The organism is Alkalihalobacterium alkalinitrilicum, assembly GCF_002019605.1.
Lineage (GTDB): Bacteria > Bacillota > Bacilli > Bacillales > Bacillaceae_F > Alkalihalobacterium > Alkalihalobacterium alkalinitrilicum.
Window position 1 is genome coordinate 5,210,575 of sequence record NZ_KV917368.1, and the last position, 15,743, is coordinate 5,226,317.

Consider the following 15,743-nt stretch of genomic DNA (forward strand, 5'->3'; position numbering starts at 1 on the left):
TGATATATATGTCATTATTTTTGTTTTTATGCTAGATTTAATGGAATAAATTGCTTTTTTGTATCTCAATAATTACTAGTCCGTATTCTAGATGTTAGGAGTTAAAGATGCAGAACACACCAAAATTGAGTGAAGAGCAACAGACGCTAAAATGGTTTTTGGGGTTATTTTATATTATATTTCTTGGATATGATATTTTCTATTTTTACATTTGGAGTACAGAGCCAGGCTTATCGAATATAGGCATAGGCTATTGGCTTCATATTATAATGCTTTCCCTTTTACCAATCTCTATTTATTTAATAAAAAAGGGGAAATCCGAATCCATAAAATATATGTATTTTATAACTTTTTCATTACTAACAGTTATAAATGACATTATATACTATTGGGGTAGTTCAGTTAGTTATAGTAGTGGTAATATAGTGGAAATATTCTTTGTTTTATTTTCACCTATATTTGTAAATAAAAATTTCTTTTTACTAGTATCTTTTGGGATGCTTTTAAAGTTTGCTCTTTTAGGATTAGTCCTACAAGACCCAGCCGTTATGTTTCCTATCCTTATCGTAGTTGTTTTGGCAATGGTCGCCTATATTCTATTAAATCGTTTTTTAAGTTATATTATGGCTGTAAAGACCTCGTATGATAAACAGCTAGAGGGAATTGTAAAAGGTATTATCGCAACATTAGAATTAAAAGATCCTTATACACGTGGTCATAGTGAACGCGTAGCAGATTATGCTGTTATACTTGCAAAAGAGCTAGGAAAGTTCAAAAAAGATGAGCTTAAATCTTTTTATCATGTGTGTTTGTTGCATGATATCGGAAAAATTCACATACCAGATTCAATTTTAACGAAACCTTCTAGATTGACTGATGAAGAATATGAAATTATAAAAACACATCCTGCAGTTGGTGCAGAAGCAATTAAACATGTAGCAGGGATAGCGGATCATATTGATATCGTACGTTACCATCATGAGCGCTGGGACGGAAAGGGATACCCTGAGCAATTAAAGGGTGAAAATATACCTTTGCTTTCAAGAGTGACTGCGATTGCAGATGCATTTGATGCTATGACATCTTCAAGGTCATATCGTTCCGCATTATCTGTTGAAGAAGCTTATCAGCGGATTGTGGATGGTAAAGGAACGCAATTTGATCCTAATTTAGTAGAGTTATTTAAAATAATATATCCATCTTGGTGTGACTATCATAAAAAATATCCTTGGCAAGAAAAAAGCCTCGGTAAAGCTGTAGTGTCTAAAACAGGAGGTGAAACAATTGAAAATTCGTAAGCTAAAAAAAATCAAATTAACTTGCTGGTGGTGCACGTTTACTGGTCGTTAAGCGGCGAATCTTTAGATTTACAGGATGCTAAGATAAACTAGCATCCTTATTTAATTTACTTGAAGGGATCGTTTAATGTGAAACTATCATTACAATCTCAAATTAAACTATTTCCACTGAATATAAGAAAAGATCAAAAGCATTATATCGTCGAAGAAATCAATTCAGGTGACTTTTTTGAGATGCCTAAAATGGGTGTTGATGCCATCCGTTTAATCGAGAAGGGTGAATCATTAGAGAAAATAGACCTAGAATTAAAGATAAAATACCCCGATTCCCCAGTTGATTTAGTAGATTTTGCTCAACAACTTTTGGAGTTGGAGTTGATTCAAGAAGTTGACGGGGAAACGGTTCACATAAAAACGAAAGATAAAGTAGAGAGAGAATATAAATGGATTAAGCCTCTAGTCGGACGCTTCTTTTTTAATCGATTAACAAACAAAATATATATGGTATTAGTTGTAGCTAATATTCTTTTTCTGATTATGAATCCGCAATTATTCCCAACTTACCGAGATTTATTTTTATTCGATGCAATAATGGCTAATATTCTAATTTGGATGGGGATTTCCTTAATATTAGTTTTATTTCATGAGCTTGGCCATATATTAGCCGTCCGTTCATATGATTTACCTGCAAAACTAGGGATCGGAAATCGTCTTTTTTTGGTCGTTTTCGAAACTGATTTGTCAAACGCATGGAAACTTCCATCTAAGCAAAGAAATGTATTGTTTTTTGCGGGGATTTGTTTTGATCAACTGATGCTGTTCATTGTATTTTGTTTACAATTCTTTTTCCAGTTTAGTCATCCGCTTATTCTAGGTATTTTAGGTCTCATTGTACTTGATATCTTCATTAGAACAATTTATCAATGTTGTTTCTATATGAAAACAGATTTATATTATTATTTTGAAAATATCACTGGGTGTTACAACCTTATGGAAAATAGTATGCAATATTTAAGTAAATGGGTACCATTTATAAAAAAAGATTCAAGCACTGAGGCTTTCGATGGAGAAGAGAAATTTGTTAAAATTTATAGTTTGTTTTGTGTCGTTGGCATCACTTTAACTTTTAGTGTATTTATATTTTATTTTATGCCTCAAGCTTTTTATGCGTACAGCAAAGCATTGCCGGAATTATTCCAACCGAATAACAATCCATATTTTTGGGATGCCTTAGTTTTTATTGGCCAGTCCTTATTAATAGCTGGATTATTACTGTACTCTTTGATTAAAAAGCGCAAGATAGGAGAATGAAGAATCCATACAAGATTCATCTGATTTTATAACAAGTAGCATTTGAATTAGGAATGGATGGCTTTTGCTCATGTCAAAGGCTATGTTTATTCTCAAGTGGATTCTTTGATGAAAACCTACTAACAAAACAAAGCTTGCAGGTGGGATTAAGCGTCCTTCTGCAAGCTTTTTATCGGTTTAACATATGAAAGTGCTAGTCAGTTATTACTCCTTCTAAACTTGCGCCTTTCAAAAAGAAACGTTGAATGTTTCGTTCAACTGCTGGATCAGGTATTAATGGTGGTGCGTGATGTGGTTTAGACCTGGCATCAATGATCAGGTTGTCACATCCCCAATGTTTGTAGTCATAAAAGCTATTAACGCCATACATATCATGAGAAGGGTTACTACGTGTAAACGTGACCCAAAGAAAATTACTGATTGTTTCGCTTAAAAATTCACTGTCATCACTTACAATGATGAGTGGGCAAGATGGTAGTGGTCCATTTGTTTTAATAGCGGCACTAAGTTTTTTCATTTCCTCTTCGGCCTTTTCATAACTCGTGAATTTAGTTGTATTAAAGGCGACAATTCCAGGCATGACCAAATGCGGATGGCTAAACTCACTTAAAGCCTTCAATGCTTCAGGAACCTCTGTACAAAGGTCTCTTTTTTTGTCACCACAAGCAGCCAGAATAACCTTACTTCCTGTGTTTAATCCTGTACCTGTATAATCAAGTGTATCAATCGTTGTGTTTGTTTGAAAATGAATGTCTCTCTTGAGATCAATTCGTTCTAGGATATACGTTAAAAAATCGACTTCTTTGTGAGTATCTAGAGGCTTATCTTCCTCAGCTGCTATAAATAAATATTTAGCAAGACTAAGTTGCCCTGTACCTAAAATTCGATTTGCGATCGTTAGGAGCTCAGCTGGCTGTTTGACTTTTTGGTAAGGCGTGTAGCGTTCACTACCGATTGCAAATAGTAATGGGTGTACTCCCGCTGCATCAACAGCATGGACTTCTTTTGAACCAGGAATTTCTTGTTGGATAGCATCACCCGTTAATTCATGGATAAGATCACCGAATGCGGTGTCTTCTTGAGGCGGTCGACCAACAACCGTAAACGGCCAAATCGCATTTGGTTTCGCGTAAACTTTATGTACTCTCATTAATGGAAACTCATGGGTTAAGCTATAATACCCGAGGTGATCACCAAAAGGTCCTTCTGGTTTCGTTTCGCTAGGGTGTATTTCTCCTGTTATAACAAAGTCAGCGTCATTACTTATACAATAGCCATCTATATAACTATAGCGGAAGCGATGACCAGAAAGCATACCTGCTACCGTCATTTCTGTTAATCCTTCTGGTAGAGGCATAACAGCAGCTAACGTATGGGCTGGAGGACCACCAATAAAAATACTGACTTTTAATGGTGTACCTAATTTATTAGCTTTATGTTGGTGAACTCCAATTCCACGATGAATTTGATAGTGTAAACCAATTTCTTTATTCAATCCATATTCATTTCCGCTAAGTTGGACTCGGTACATTCCTAGATTTGCGTTCATAATCCCTGGTTTGTCAGGATCCTCTGAATACACTTGGGGCAATGTAACGAAAGCCCCACCATCATCTGGCCAATGTTTAATTAGTGGTAAGTCAGAAATATTAATTTCCTGTGAAGTAACAGGGAGGCTATTGGACTTTTTGGCAGGTAATGCTTTCATGCCAGTTAGTCCACTGTTAATATGTTTAAAAGGGCTTTTTATAGCTTTGATCGGATCATTTCTTAAGCCGATCACGTTTTGAGTGGCATCCCAAGTGTTTCGAAAAATAAATTTACTCCGTTCTACAGTCCCGAATAAATTAGAAACCGCTCTAAATTTTGATCCTTTTACGTTTTCAAATAACAAAGCAGGTCCGCCTGCTTCAAAAACCTTCATATGTATAGCAGCCATTTCTAAATGTGGATCCACTTCTTCTTTTATACGTATCAAATGGCCACTCTTTTCTAGATCAAGAATACATTCTTCTAAATTACGGTACATGGTTCAAGCTCCTATTTCTACAGTATAGTAATTGTGTTTGAGTAACCAAATAAAAAGGTTAGCTCTTTGTTGATTTTACCCTCAAACAGTACACTAAATCAATTTGTATCTATTATTTTGTTTCTCTTTTAATTAATGTTTAAATAATTTTCGATCACTTTAGAAAAATTGTCTTCAAAAGTCTGTTGGTTTGCGTTACACTTTTATGCCGTTTAACTGAGACTAAAATCTCTTCCTTCTAGGATTTGATGAAACAAGAAAGGCCCACCCAGAGACTTTATTTTCAAAAAAATACTCATTTTTAAGGTGTCGACGGACACCGAGTACCTTATTTGTTCAAAGTAAGGTGAAATACTAGATTTAATAATTGGATCAATTAGCTAGAGCAAGTGACCAATTAAATATCAATTCTATTCTGCCATTGCTTTTAAACGAAACATGAAACATAACCCCTTAATTTCTCGTATAAATAGTATGAAATTTTGCGAGGGGGCTTTTCATTTGAAGATTGTAAGTGAGACACAATACGGTGATGTTATTATTGAATCAGATACGATGCTTATGAGTGAGGTTAAAGGAAGCGTGACGGTATTATCTGGTGCTAAGCTGAATTTAATATTTTAGAGAAATTAAACATAGTGAGTAATGGTAAAAGCCACTCAGATAAATAATACTGAGTCGTTTTTACGTTGATTTAAGAACTCACCATTTTTTTGTAGTTCACTTTTTTCTGAATTGTTTCTTTTTTGATTTACATGTTATATAATAATGTTATAATGTTATATAACAGATGAAGGTACACGTATCTTCGCTCATTATTATGTGGCTATTTTAAGGAGGTAAATAAAAATGAAAGACTATTTAAGTGTAGGAAATTTACAAGTAGCTTCAGCTCTTTATAAGTTTGTTAATACTGAAGCACTTCCAGGAAGCGGACTAACTAGTGAGCAGTTTTGGTCCAGTATGGAAACATTAATAACTGAATTTGCACCCGAGAATAAAGAGTTACTACAACGCCGTGAAGAATTGCAAACAGCAATTAGTCAATGGCATAAGGAAAATAAAGATAATTTCAATTTTGAAGCGTATAAAACATTTTTACTTGATATCGGTTATTTAGAACTAGAAGTTGAAGATTTTGAGATTACAACGCAAAATGTCGATGAGGAAATTGTTCTACAAGCGGGACCACAGTTAGTTGTTCCTGTTAATAATGCTCGTTATGCGTTAAATGCGGCTAACGCTCGTTGGGGAAGTTTATATGATGCCCTTTATGGAACGGATGCGATCCCAGAGGAGGATGGGGCTGAACGTGGAAAAGGGTATAATCCTGTGCGTGGTGAGAAAGTCATTTCCTTTGCAAAAGATTTTCTTGATCAAGTCGTTCCACTCGTCAATGCTTCACACAAAGACGTTGAAAAATATACGATTTCAAAAGATCAATTAGTCGTCGTACATAGTGGTGGGCAAACAACTGAACTCCAGGATGCTACAAAACTAGTAGCCTATCAAGGTCACCCTGAAGATCTATCCACTATTTTATTAAAAAACAATGGATTACACTTTGAAATCCAAATTGATCGTGACCATTCAATTGGAAAGTCTGATCAAGCAGGTGTCAAAGATGTATTGATGGAATCGGCACTTACAACAATTATGGATTGTGAGGATTCGGTGGCTGCTGTTGATGCGGAAGATAAGGTAGAGGTATACCGTAATTGGTTAGGTCTGATGAAAGGGGATTTGACAGCGACATTCTTTAAAGGGAACCAAACCTTAACACGTGATCTGAATTCAGAACGATCGTATACATCATTATCAGGAGACACACTAACATTACGTGGGCGTTCGCTGATGTTTGTTCGTAATGTTGGACACTTAATGACGAATAATGCAGTGTTAGATCCAAACGGTCAAGAAGTTCCTGAAGGAATTTTAGATTGTATGATTACGAGTCTCATTGCGAAACACGATCTATTGAAAAATAGTAAGCGTACAAACTCTACAAAAGGGTCTATTTATATTGTTAAACCAAAAATGCATGGCTCAAAAGAAGTTGCCTTTTCAAATCAACTTTTCAATCGTGTCGAGGATTTGCTTGGACTTGAAAGAAACACATTGAAAATCGGTGTAATGGATGAAGAGCGTCGTACATCATTAAATTTAAAAAACTGCATTAATGAAGTAAAAGAACGAGTTGTCTTTATAAACACTGGTTTCCTTGATCGAACAGGGGATGAAATGCATACTTCGATGGAAGCAGGGCCGATGATTCGCAAAAGTGATATGAAGTCCTCAACTTGGTTGCAGTCATATGAACAATCGAACGTGAATGTCGGTCTTGCTTGCGGACTTCAAGGGCGTGCGCAAATTGGTAAAGGGATGTGGGCATCGCCAGATTTAATGGCAGAAATGTTAAAACAAAAAGTAGGCCAGTTAAAAGCTGGTGCAAATACAGCATGGGTACCATCACCAACAGCTGCAACGTTACACGCACTACATTATCATCAAGTCGAAGTCCCTTTTGTTCAAAACGAATTGAAAAAGGGCATTACTGATTTAAAAGATAGTATCTTAGAAATACCAGTTGCTGCAAATTCTAACTGGAGTGCTGAAGAAGTTCAAAACGAATTAGATAATAATGCGCAAGGTATTTTAGGTTACGTTGTACGTTGGGTAGACCAAGGAGTAGGTTGTTCTAAAGTACCAGATATTAATAATGTTGGTTTAATGGAAGACCGTGCAACTTTACGGATTTCGAGTCAACATGTGGCAAACTGGATTCATCACGGAATTTGTACAGAAGAGCAAGTATTAGAAACAATGAAGCGGATGGCTGCAGTTGTTGATGAGCAAAATGAAGGCGACCCTGAATATCGTCCGATGGCAACGGACTTTGACAATTCGGTAGCATTCCAAGCTGCTTGCGAACTTGTTTTTAAAGGAATTGAACAACCAAGTGGCTATACGGAGCCAATTTTACATCGACGTCGCATCGAGGCAAAACAGAAGTTTGCGGCTCAGACAAAATAAAAGCCTATAATAAACCAGTGTGGTGGAAGTATATATCCCAACACACTGGTTTTTTAATGTTACTATTAATAGTAAAGAGTACGATTAGTAGTTAATTTTGAAGAGGTAATTATACATAAGGGAGTGGAATAGGTGGAAGAAAGATTATATTACGAAAATGCTTACAAGCAGTCATTTAGCGCACAAGTGTTAAAACAAACGAAGGATGAGGCTGGAAACTGGTATGTTGTCCTCGAACAAACGGCATTTTACCCTACAGGAGGGGGACAGCCGCATGATATAGGAACGATAAATGAAACGAACGTTACAAATGTTGAAGAAATTGATGGTGAAATTCGTCATTTCATAGAAACGCCCTTGGATGATGAACAGCATCAAGTAGTAGGTGCTATCGATTGGCAACGACGATTTGATCATATGCAACAACATTTGGGACAGCATATTTTATCTGCATGCTTTGAAGAGTTATTTAACATGGCTACAGTTAGCTTTCACCTAGGAACAGAAAACATAACTATCGATTTAGAAGCGGATCAATTAACGATAGATCAAGTAGAGCAAGTAGAGAGGTTAGCCAATCAAGTGATTTTAGAAAATCGACCTGTTGAAACAATATGGGTAAAGGAGGCTCAGTTAAGTCAATATCCATTACGAAAAACACCAACTGTTTCAGATGATATACGCTTGGTCATTATCCCTGAATTGGACTATAACGGCTGTGGAGGAACTCATCCTAATACAACAGCTCAAGTCCGAGCAATCCAAATATTAAATTGGGAAAGACAGAACAAGAAAATTAGAGTTCATTTTGTCTGCGGAGAGCGAGTGTTGACTCAATTTCAAAGTAAGCATAGGACCCTTAGTGAATTAACACAGCTTCTTAGTACCCCTGAACAAGAAATGGTTGTAGCAGTTCAACGACTTTTGAATCATGAAAAATTAACACAAAAATCATTAGAAGAAGCACATGAGCAATTAATACAGTATGAGGTCAATGAGCTCCTTTCTGAAAGTAAAATGGTAAATGGTGAAACTGTATTGACCCATGTATTTCAAAACCGTACCATTAAAGATTTACAAAAGTTAGTACGACTACTTACAAACGGGCTTTGTGAAATAAATGTGTTTTTAGTTGCAGAAAATGACGATAAGTTACAAGTTGTTTTTGGACGTGGTGAGGGAAGTGAAATCAACATGAAAACAACTGTCGGACAGATACTACCTCTAATTAACGGAAAAGGTGGAGGAAATGAAGCGATTGCTCAAGGGGGGGGAGAAGCTATCTTAACTGGAGAACAATTAATTGTAGAGACGATGAAGTTGCTACAATTAAATGGTGAAAACGAACAAATAAGGTAGTATCCGAAGGAAAAACTTGAACAACGAGAAACCTTATTGTACGATCAGAATAGTAAAAAGGTGAATAGAGGTACAGTATGGACTACCGTAAGTATATATTGCAAGAATCAATAGGGTTTAAAATTGCCAATACGGGACGACTTGTTATTAACCGTTTAAATAAAAACTTTAAGGATAATAATTACCCAGTTACTAATGAGCAATGGTCCATTATGATTCGTTTATGGGAAGAAGATGGACTGACTCAACATCAACTTGCTCTATTAACAGGTAAAGATCAACCAAGTGTTTCAAGGTTAATTAATAATATGGTCAAGCGAGATCTAGTTAAACGAGTACCACATCCAGTTGATGGGAGAACGAATTTGATCTTCTTAACGTCTGAAGGAAAAAAAATGCAAATAGGCCTCATTGAGCAAGCCCAAAAAACGATTGAACAAATTTCTGAAGGAATACCAAAAGAGGAATTGGATGTTTTTTTAAGTGTATTAGATAAGGTCAATAACAATCTCAAATAATGAAATAAAGTTCTAGAAACACATGAGATTCTCAATGGGGAATCTCATGTGTTTTTTGTTGGATTCTGAAAAAAGTAGTTGTTTAAACAATGAATTATTATTGTGATAAATTGGATAACGATAATATATTGATGAAACAAGGTTATAATTCAATAAAAATACTTGTCTATGCAATTATATTTTAATTAATCCATTGACAATTGTTATCAGTTAGAATTATAATATGAACCATGGTAACGATAATCATTATCAACTAATAAATTGCTATGTTTCCCCAAAACATAATTTAAAGTTTTTGGTAATGGTTATCACCATAACATCAAAAGGGATATGAATACAAAAATAGGCACGTAAGAAATGTAGTTTTTTGTACCCGAAACCAAAGTAGGGGAGAGTTATGAAAAAAAGGTATTTAGTTTTAGCGTTGATTGTATTATCATTCATTTCACTATTTATTGGCGTTTCAGATCTTCATCCGAAACATATACTTAATTTAAGTGACGAGCAAGCTCAAATATTATGGGTCAGTCGATTTCCTCGTTTAGTGAGCATTATTATTGCTGGCGTAAGTCTTGCGATTTGTGGTTTGATTATGCAACAACTGACGAGAAATAAATTTGTCTCGCCAACGACAGCAGGAACGATGGATTCAGCTAGATTAGGAGTTTTAGTTTCACTCATGTTATTTAGTTCAGCTAGTATGTTACAACAGGTAACTGTCGCTTTTCTATTTGCATTAGCGGGAACGTTAATTTTTATGAAGATCCTTGATAAAGTTAAATATAAAGATGCTATCTTTATCCCATTAGTTGGACTCATGTTCGGTAATATCATCGGCTCAATTACAACTTTCTTTGCCTATAAAGAAGGTCTTATTCAAAATATGTCCTCGTGGTTACAAGGAAATTTTTCATTAATAATCAAAGGTAGATATGAGCTTTTATACATAAGTATTCCACTAATGATTATTGCTTACATTTATGCAAACCGCTTTACGGTGGCAGGCATGGGTGAAGAGTTCTCTACTAATCTAGGTTTAAATTATAAGAGAGTCGTAAATATTGGACTAATCATCGTTGCAGCTGTGGCATCGATCGTGCTTTTAACGGTTGGGATGATACCATTTTTAGGATTAATAGTACCAAACATTGTAAGTATTTATAACGGAGATAATTTAAAGAAAAATTTATCTCACACTGCTTTACTAGGTGCTGTGTTCGTTTTAGTTTGTGATATTTTAGGTCGTCTCATTATTTATCCTTATGAAATACCAATCGGCCTTACAGTAGGTGTTATCGGAAGTGGCGTCTTCCTTTACTTACTAATGAGGAGAAAGGCATATGAGTAATAAGACAAAAATTATTTTACTAGCTATATTAGCATTCTCATTAATAGCCACATTTATTTTCTATAATATTGGTAGTAACTGGAGTTATGTTCTTCCGAGACGAGGTAAGATTGTCTTAGCGATTATTATTACTGGAGGGGCTATTGCCTTTTCAACATTAATCTTCCAAACGATTACAAATAATCGCATTTTAACACCAAGTATTATCGGATTTGATTCACTATATTTACTCATTCAAACCTTTATTATTTTTGCTTTTGGTTCAACGAGTGTAACGATGCTGAATCAAAACTTGAATTTCTTAATTTCAGTAGGAGCAATGATTATATTTGCTGGTCTTTTTTACAAGATTATCTTTCAAAGAGAAGGACGCAATATCTACTTTTTACTTCTAGTCGGAATAATTTTTGGAACACTGTTTTCAAGTTTATCGACTTTCATGCAAGTGTTAATTGATCCGAATGAATTTATGGTCGTACAAGATCGCATGTTTGCTAGTTTTAATAATGTAAAGACCGACCTTCTGTGGATTTCAGTTATAGCACTCATATTAGTCACTATTTATTTTATTCCCTATATGAAATATTTAGATGTTCTCTCGTTAGGAAGAGATGAGGCAGTTAATTTAGGTATTAATTACGACTTAGTCGTGAAACGTTTGTTAGTTGTTGTGGCAATTTTAATCTCGATCTCTACTGCTCTAGTTGGACCGATAACATTTTTAGGGTTGCTAGTTGTCAACGTGACTTATGAGTTTTTAAAAACCTATAAACATAGCTATTTAATTATAGGTTCAATCTTAATAAGTATAGTGGCTTTAGTGGGTGGACAGTTAGTCGTTGAGCGAGTCTTTACCTTCTCAACTACACTCAGTGTCATAATCAACTTTATCGGTGGAGTTTACTTTATCTATCTACTCTTAAGGGGGAGAAAATGATGGTCGTTGTAAAAGAAGTAACAAAACAATATGGAAATAAAAACGTTGTAGAAAATGTTTCAGTTTCTATTAAAAAAGGAACGATTACTTCCTTTATTGGTCCAAACGGCGCAGGGAAGAGTACATTATTGTCGATGGTTAGTCGCCTTATCGCGAAAGATCATGGTGAGATTTATATTGAAGATAAAGAAATTGGTCAGTGTAAAAGTGGTGATTTGGCGAAGAAAATTTCAATTTTAAAGCAATCAAATAATATAAATATACGCTTAACGGTTCGAGAACTTGTCTCATTTGGACGCTTTCCATACTCGCAAGGTCGACTTTCGAAAGCGGACTGGAAGTATGTTGATGAAGCCATAGAATATATGGAACTTGGCGATATGCAACATAAATATTTAGAGCAATTAAGTGGTGGTCAACGACAACGCGCTTATATTGCAATGGTTATCGCTCAAGATACAGAATATATTCTTCTTGATGAACCACTAAATAACTTAGATATGAAGCATTCCGTACAAATTATGCAAGTGTTAAGAAGGCTAGTAGATGAGTTAGGCAAAACAGTTGTAATCGTCATTCACGACATTAATTTTGCTTCCTGTTACTCAGACCATATTGTTGCTCTTAAAGATGGCAAGATTGTAAAAGAGGGGACAACACCTGAAATTATTAATCCAGCTGTTTTAAAAGAAATATACGATATGGATATACATATTGAGAACATCAATCAAAATCGTATTTGCGTATATTTCTCTTAGGTTATTATCCACTTTTGATTTTGTGTATAAAGAGTGTCTCTTTAAAGGTAATTTGCGTGCACTAATATGGCCAAATTGGGTTCTAAAACTGCGCAGTAGAACACGAAAACGAGCTGTTGAGGTACACAGGGTAACAAACGATTATCGAGGCTATCAATATACTACATAATCAAACAAAATATATAAAATCCAAACACATATAGGAGTGAGAAGTAGTGAAAAGATTACTTTTGTTAGTGATATCCTTTGTTTTATTAATTACTTTAGCCGCTTGCGGTGAGAGTGCAACAACTACAGGAAGTGAGCCAGAGACTGAGCCACAAGATGACGCTGAAACGACTGAAATCATAGAAGAAGAACCGACGCAATTAGTATTTGAACACTTATTAGGTGAAACAACAGTTGATGTAAATCCAGAAAAAGTCGTTGTCTTTGACTTTGGAATACTTGATTCTTTAGATAAATTAGGCGTTGAAGTTACAGGAGTACCACAGGTGAATATCCCTCCGTATCTATCAAAATATGAAGATGAAGAATATGAAAATGTAGGTAGTTTAAAAGAACTAGATTTTGAGAAGATTGCTGAAATTGATCCAGACTTAATTATTATTTCTGGAAGACAACAAGAAGCTTATGAAGAGTTAAGCAAAATTGCTCCAACGCTTTATATGGCCCTTGATACTTCTAACTATATGGAGTCATTTGAAGAAAATATGAATCGTTTAGGTCAAATCTTTGGTCTAGAAGAAGAAGTGGATGCTGAACTTACTGTCATTAAAGATGCAATTACAGAATTAAATGAAAAAGTATCTGCTACTGATAGCAAAGGTTTAGTTGTGTTAGCGAATCAAGGTAACATTAGTGCATATGGAGCAGGTTCACGATTTGGAATTATTCATGATGAATTTGGATTAACTCCAGTCGATGAGAATATTGATGTTTCTACACATGGTATGAACGTATCATTTGAATATATCGTCGAGCAAGATCCAGATTATTTATTAGTTGTTGATCGTGATCAAGTTGTTGCTGGAGAAGCTGCAGCACAACAAACAATTGAGAACGAACTAGTACAAAGCACAAAGGCTTATCAAAATGGCAACATCATTTACCTTGATCCGAACTACTGGTACCTTTCTGGTGGTGGACTTGTTTCGGTTTCGGAAATGGTGAAAGCCATTGATGAAGTAATTCAATAGGTAAATATTCCCCCTATCTTCGACACTGTGTCGGAGGTAGGTTTTTTACATTCATGAGAAAAGACATCTATTAAAGAACGGGTATGAACGAAATAGAAAATGATGGAGTTATAGTCTGAGTAACTAGTATGCTAGGATCGGATTGACTTTGTCGGAAGGTGTGAGATATTGACAAAAAATATATATGAATTTCAAAGGGCAATTCTGGTAGAATAATAAAATCAAAATAAAAAATAGAGGAACTGTACCTAATGAAAAAAATGATTTTTTCTAGCATATTTGTTTTTGTTATTGTTTTAGTAACATGTGTTAGTTTTTATTATTTACAAGAGAGAACAAGCGAGACAAGTTCATTAATAAAGTATGATGAACATAGTCTGAAGGATGGAGCTTTACTAGATAAAGGAACTTCGGAAGTGCGATTTGATAAGCAAGAGGAATATCCTGTAGTGATGCATATTCCAAAATACAAACATGATAATATTAGTTTTCAAATAACAGGGCCTAATCAGATAACAACGTTTCACACAGAAGAACTTCCGATGACATTTCCAGATATTTATACAGACGTCCAGGGAGTATTAACTTTTAGAGGGAATGCTTTACGAGATGCCCCAGCTTTTGGAAAAGTTAATGAAGAAACTTCTTCATTGGCCATTGATTGGAACTTCCAGACTTCAGCAAGTCCGAGGTGGGGTGGAGGAGCAGGGTGGACAGGACAACCTGTGTTAATCAAATGGGATGATGAAGTGAAAGCTATGATGAATTTACATGAAGATTATAAGAAAAAGGAAGATTTTGTCGAAGTGATCCAAGGCTCGTTAGACGGAAATGTTTATTTTTTAGACTTAGCTTCGGGTGAACAAACAAGAAAGCCAATCAATGTCGATAATCCAATTAAAGGTAGTGTCTCAGTCGATCCAAGAGGATACCCGCTTCTTTACGTAGGGCAAGGGATTCCTCAAGTCGGTCATATCGGTTTTTATATTTATAGTTTAATAGATGGTGAATTACTACACTTTGTCCCTGGAATGGATTCGTTTGCGTACAGAGAATGGGGTGCATTTGATAGTTCAGCTGTAGTCAACCGGATGACGGACACTTTCTTTGTAGGGGGCGAAAATGGCCTATTCTATTCTTTAAAACTAAACACCAATTTTGATAGAGAGAGTGAAACAATCTCCATCAAACCAGAAACGATAAAACTCCGTTATAAAGTAAATGGTAATAGGTATCAAGGAATTGAAAATTCATTAGCAATTTATCGAAACTTAGCCTTTTTTGCAGATAACGGTGGAAGTGTGCAGGCACTAGATTTAACGAAAAATAAAACGGTTTGGGCTTCTGAGCCAACCGATGATACAGATGCAACGATTGTTCTTGGAATTGAACATGAAATCCCATTTCTGTATACTGGAACAGAAGTGGATAAACAAGGACATAATGGGAAAGCCATGTTACGGAAAATTAATGGAATTTCAGGAGACGTTGTTTGGCATAAAGATTATCCTGCCTTTTTTAACGACGGGGTAAATGGTGGTTTATTAGCGACTCCTATTATGGGACAAAAGGATATTGAAAATGTTGTGATTTTTACAATCGCTCGCTATCAAACGATGAATGGTGGAGTGATGGTTGCTTTAGATAAGTTGACAGGTGACGAAGTATGGCGTTGGGATATGCCGAATTACGCTTGGTCGTCACCAGTCGATGTTTATAGTAAGAATGGAAATTCATATATTATTCAAGCTGACTCTGTAGGTAATATTCATTTACTAGAAGGAGCAACAGGAGAGTTGTTAGATAAAATAAGTATTGGCTCAAATATTGAAGCCTCACCCGCGGTTTTTAACGATACTTTAGTCGTTGCTTCACGTGGGGGGACAATTTATGGAGTGAAGATTAAATGAATTGGGAAAACATCGTGGGTAGGAAAATACTCACGATGTTTTT

General features: G+C 35.4%; 12 protein-coding genes. 11 read left to right on the top strand and 1 reads right to left on the bottom strand.

The features are described 5' to 3' along the window. Positions 1 to 107 precede the first annotated feature (107 nt). Both BK574_RS25230 and BK574_RS25235 read left to right on the top strand, forming a co-directional pair. Positions 108 to 1,298 carry an HD-GYP domain-containing protein gene (locus BK574_RS25230; protein ID WP_078430578.1) on the top strand — a complete coding sequence of 397 codons (1,191 nt, stop codon included), beginning with the start codon at positions 108 to 110 and terminating at the stop codon, positions 1,296 to 1,298. 129 nt (positions 1,299 to 1,427) lie between these two features. Next, positions 1,428 to 2,609: a zinc metalloprotease gene (locus BK574_RS25235; RefSeq protein ID WP_078430579.1), complete on the top strand. Its 1,182-nt coding sequence runs from the start codon at positions 1,428 to 1,430 to the stop codon at positions 2,607 to 2,609. A gap of 193 nt (positions 2,610 to 2,802) precedes the next feature. Here the strand turns inward: BK574_RS25235 and BK574_RS25240 are convergent, their stop codons facing one another. Then, complete coding sequence (locus BK574_RS25240; protein ID WP_078430580.1) at positions 2,803 to 4,638, bottom strand: UbiD family decarboxylase; 1,836 nt, start codon at positions 4,636 to 4,638, stop codon at positions 2,803 to 2,805. A gap of 501 nt (positions 4,639 to 5,139) precedes the next feature. Between BK574_RS25240 and BK574_RS29000 the strand changes: the two genes are divergently transcribed. The 9 genes from BK574_RS29000 to BK574_RS25280 all read left to right on the top strand — a co-directional run bounded on the left by BK574_RS29000 (position 5,140) and on the right by BK574_RS25280 (position 15,700). After that, positions 5,140 to 5,262 (top strand): hypothetical protein, encoded by a 123-nt coding sequence (locus tag BK574_RS29000; protein WP_274379450.1) that lies wholly within the window; start codon positions 5,140 to 5,142, stop codon positions 5,260 to 5,262. Between the two features lie 225 nt (positions 5,263 to 5,487). Further along, positions 5,488 to 7,671 carry a malate synthase G gene (locus BK574_RS25245; RefSeq protein ID WP_078430581.1) on the top strand — a complete coding sequence of 728 codons (2,184 nt, stop codon included), beginning with the start codon at positions 5,488 to 5,490 and terminating at the stop codon, positions 7,669 to 7,671. A gap of 132 nt (positions 7,672 to 7,803) precedes the next feature. Beyond that, the gene (locus BK574_RS25250; protein WP_078430582.1) at positions 7,804 to 9,030 is read left to right on the top strand and encodes an alanyl-tRNA editing protein; all 1,227 of its coding nucleotides are present in this window, start codon (positions 7,804 to 7,806) and stop codon (positions 9,028 to 9,030) included. 77 nt (positions 9,031 to 9,107) lie between these two features. Then, positions 9,108 to 9,548 carry a MarR family winged helix-turn-helix transcriptional regulator gene (locus tag BK574_RS25255; RefSeq protein ID WP_078430583.1) on the top strand — a complete coding sequence of 147 codons (441 nt, stop codon included), beginning with the start codon at positions 9,108 to 9,110 and terminating at the stop codon, positions 9,546 to 9,548. Between the two features lie 397 nt (positions 9,549 to 9,945). Continuing rightward, on the top strand, positions 9,946 to 10,896 hold the full coding sequence (locus tag BK574_RS25260) for an ABC transporter permease (protein ID WP_078430584.1): 951 nt from the start codon (positions 9,946 to 9,948) through the stop codon (positions 10,894 to 10,896). Further along, the gene (locus tag BK574_RS25265) at positions 10,889 to 11,833 is read left to right on the top strand and encodes an iron chelate uptake ABC transporter family permease subunit (protein WP_075385445.1); all 945 of its coding nucleotides are present in this window, start codon (positions 10,889 to 10,891) and stop codon (positions 11,831 to 11,833) included. The genes BK574_RS25260 and BK574_RS25265 overlap by 8 nt, the downstream gene beginning before the upstream one ends. Then, entirely contained in the window at positions 11,833 to 12,591 is a 759-nt protein-coding gene (locus BK574_RS25270; RefSeq protein ID WP_075385446.1) for an iron ABC transporter ATP-binding protein, read from the top strand. The genes BK574_RS25265 and BK574_RS25270 overlap by 1 nt, the downstream gene beginning before the upstream one ends. 215 nt (positions 12,592 to 12,806) lie before the next feature. Continuing rightward, complete coding sequence (locus BK574_RS25275) at positions 12,807 to 13,790, top strand: siderophore ABC transporter substrate-binding protein (protein WP_078430585.1); 984 nt, start codon at positions 12,807 to 12,809, stop codon at positions 13,788 to 13,790. A gap of 251 nt (positions 13,791 to 14,041) precedes the next feature. Further along, positions 14,042 to 15,700, top strand: a complete 1,659-nt coding sequence (locus BK574_RS25280) for an outer membrane protein assembly factor BamB family protein (RefSeq protein WP_078430586.1) — start codon at positions 14,042 to 14,044, stop codon at positions 15,698 to 15,700. Positions 15,701 to 15,743: the final 43 nt, after the last annotated feature.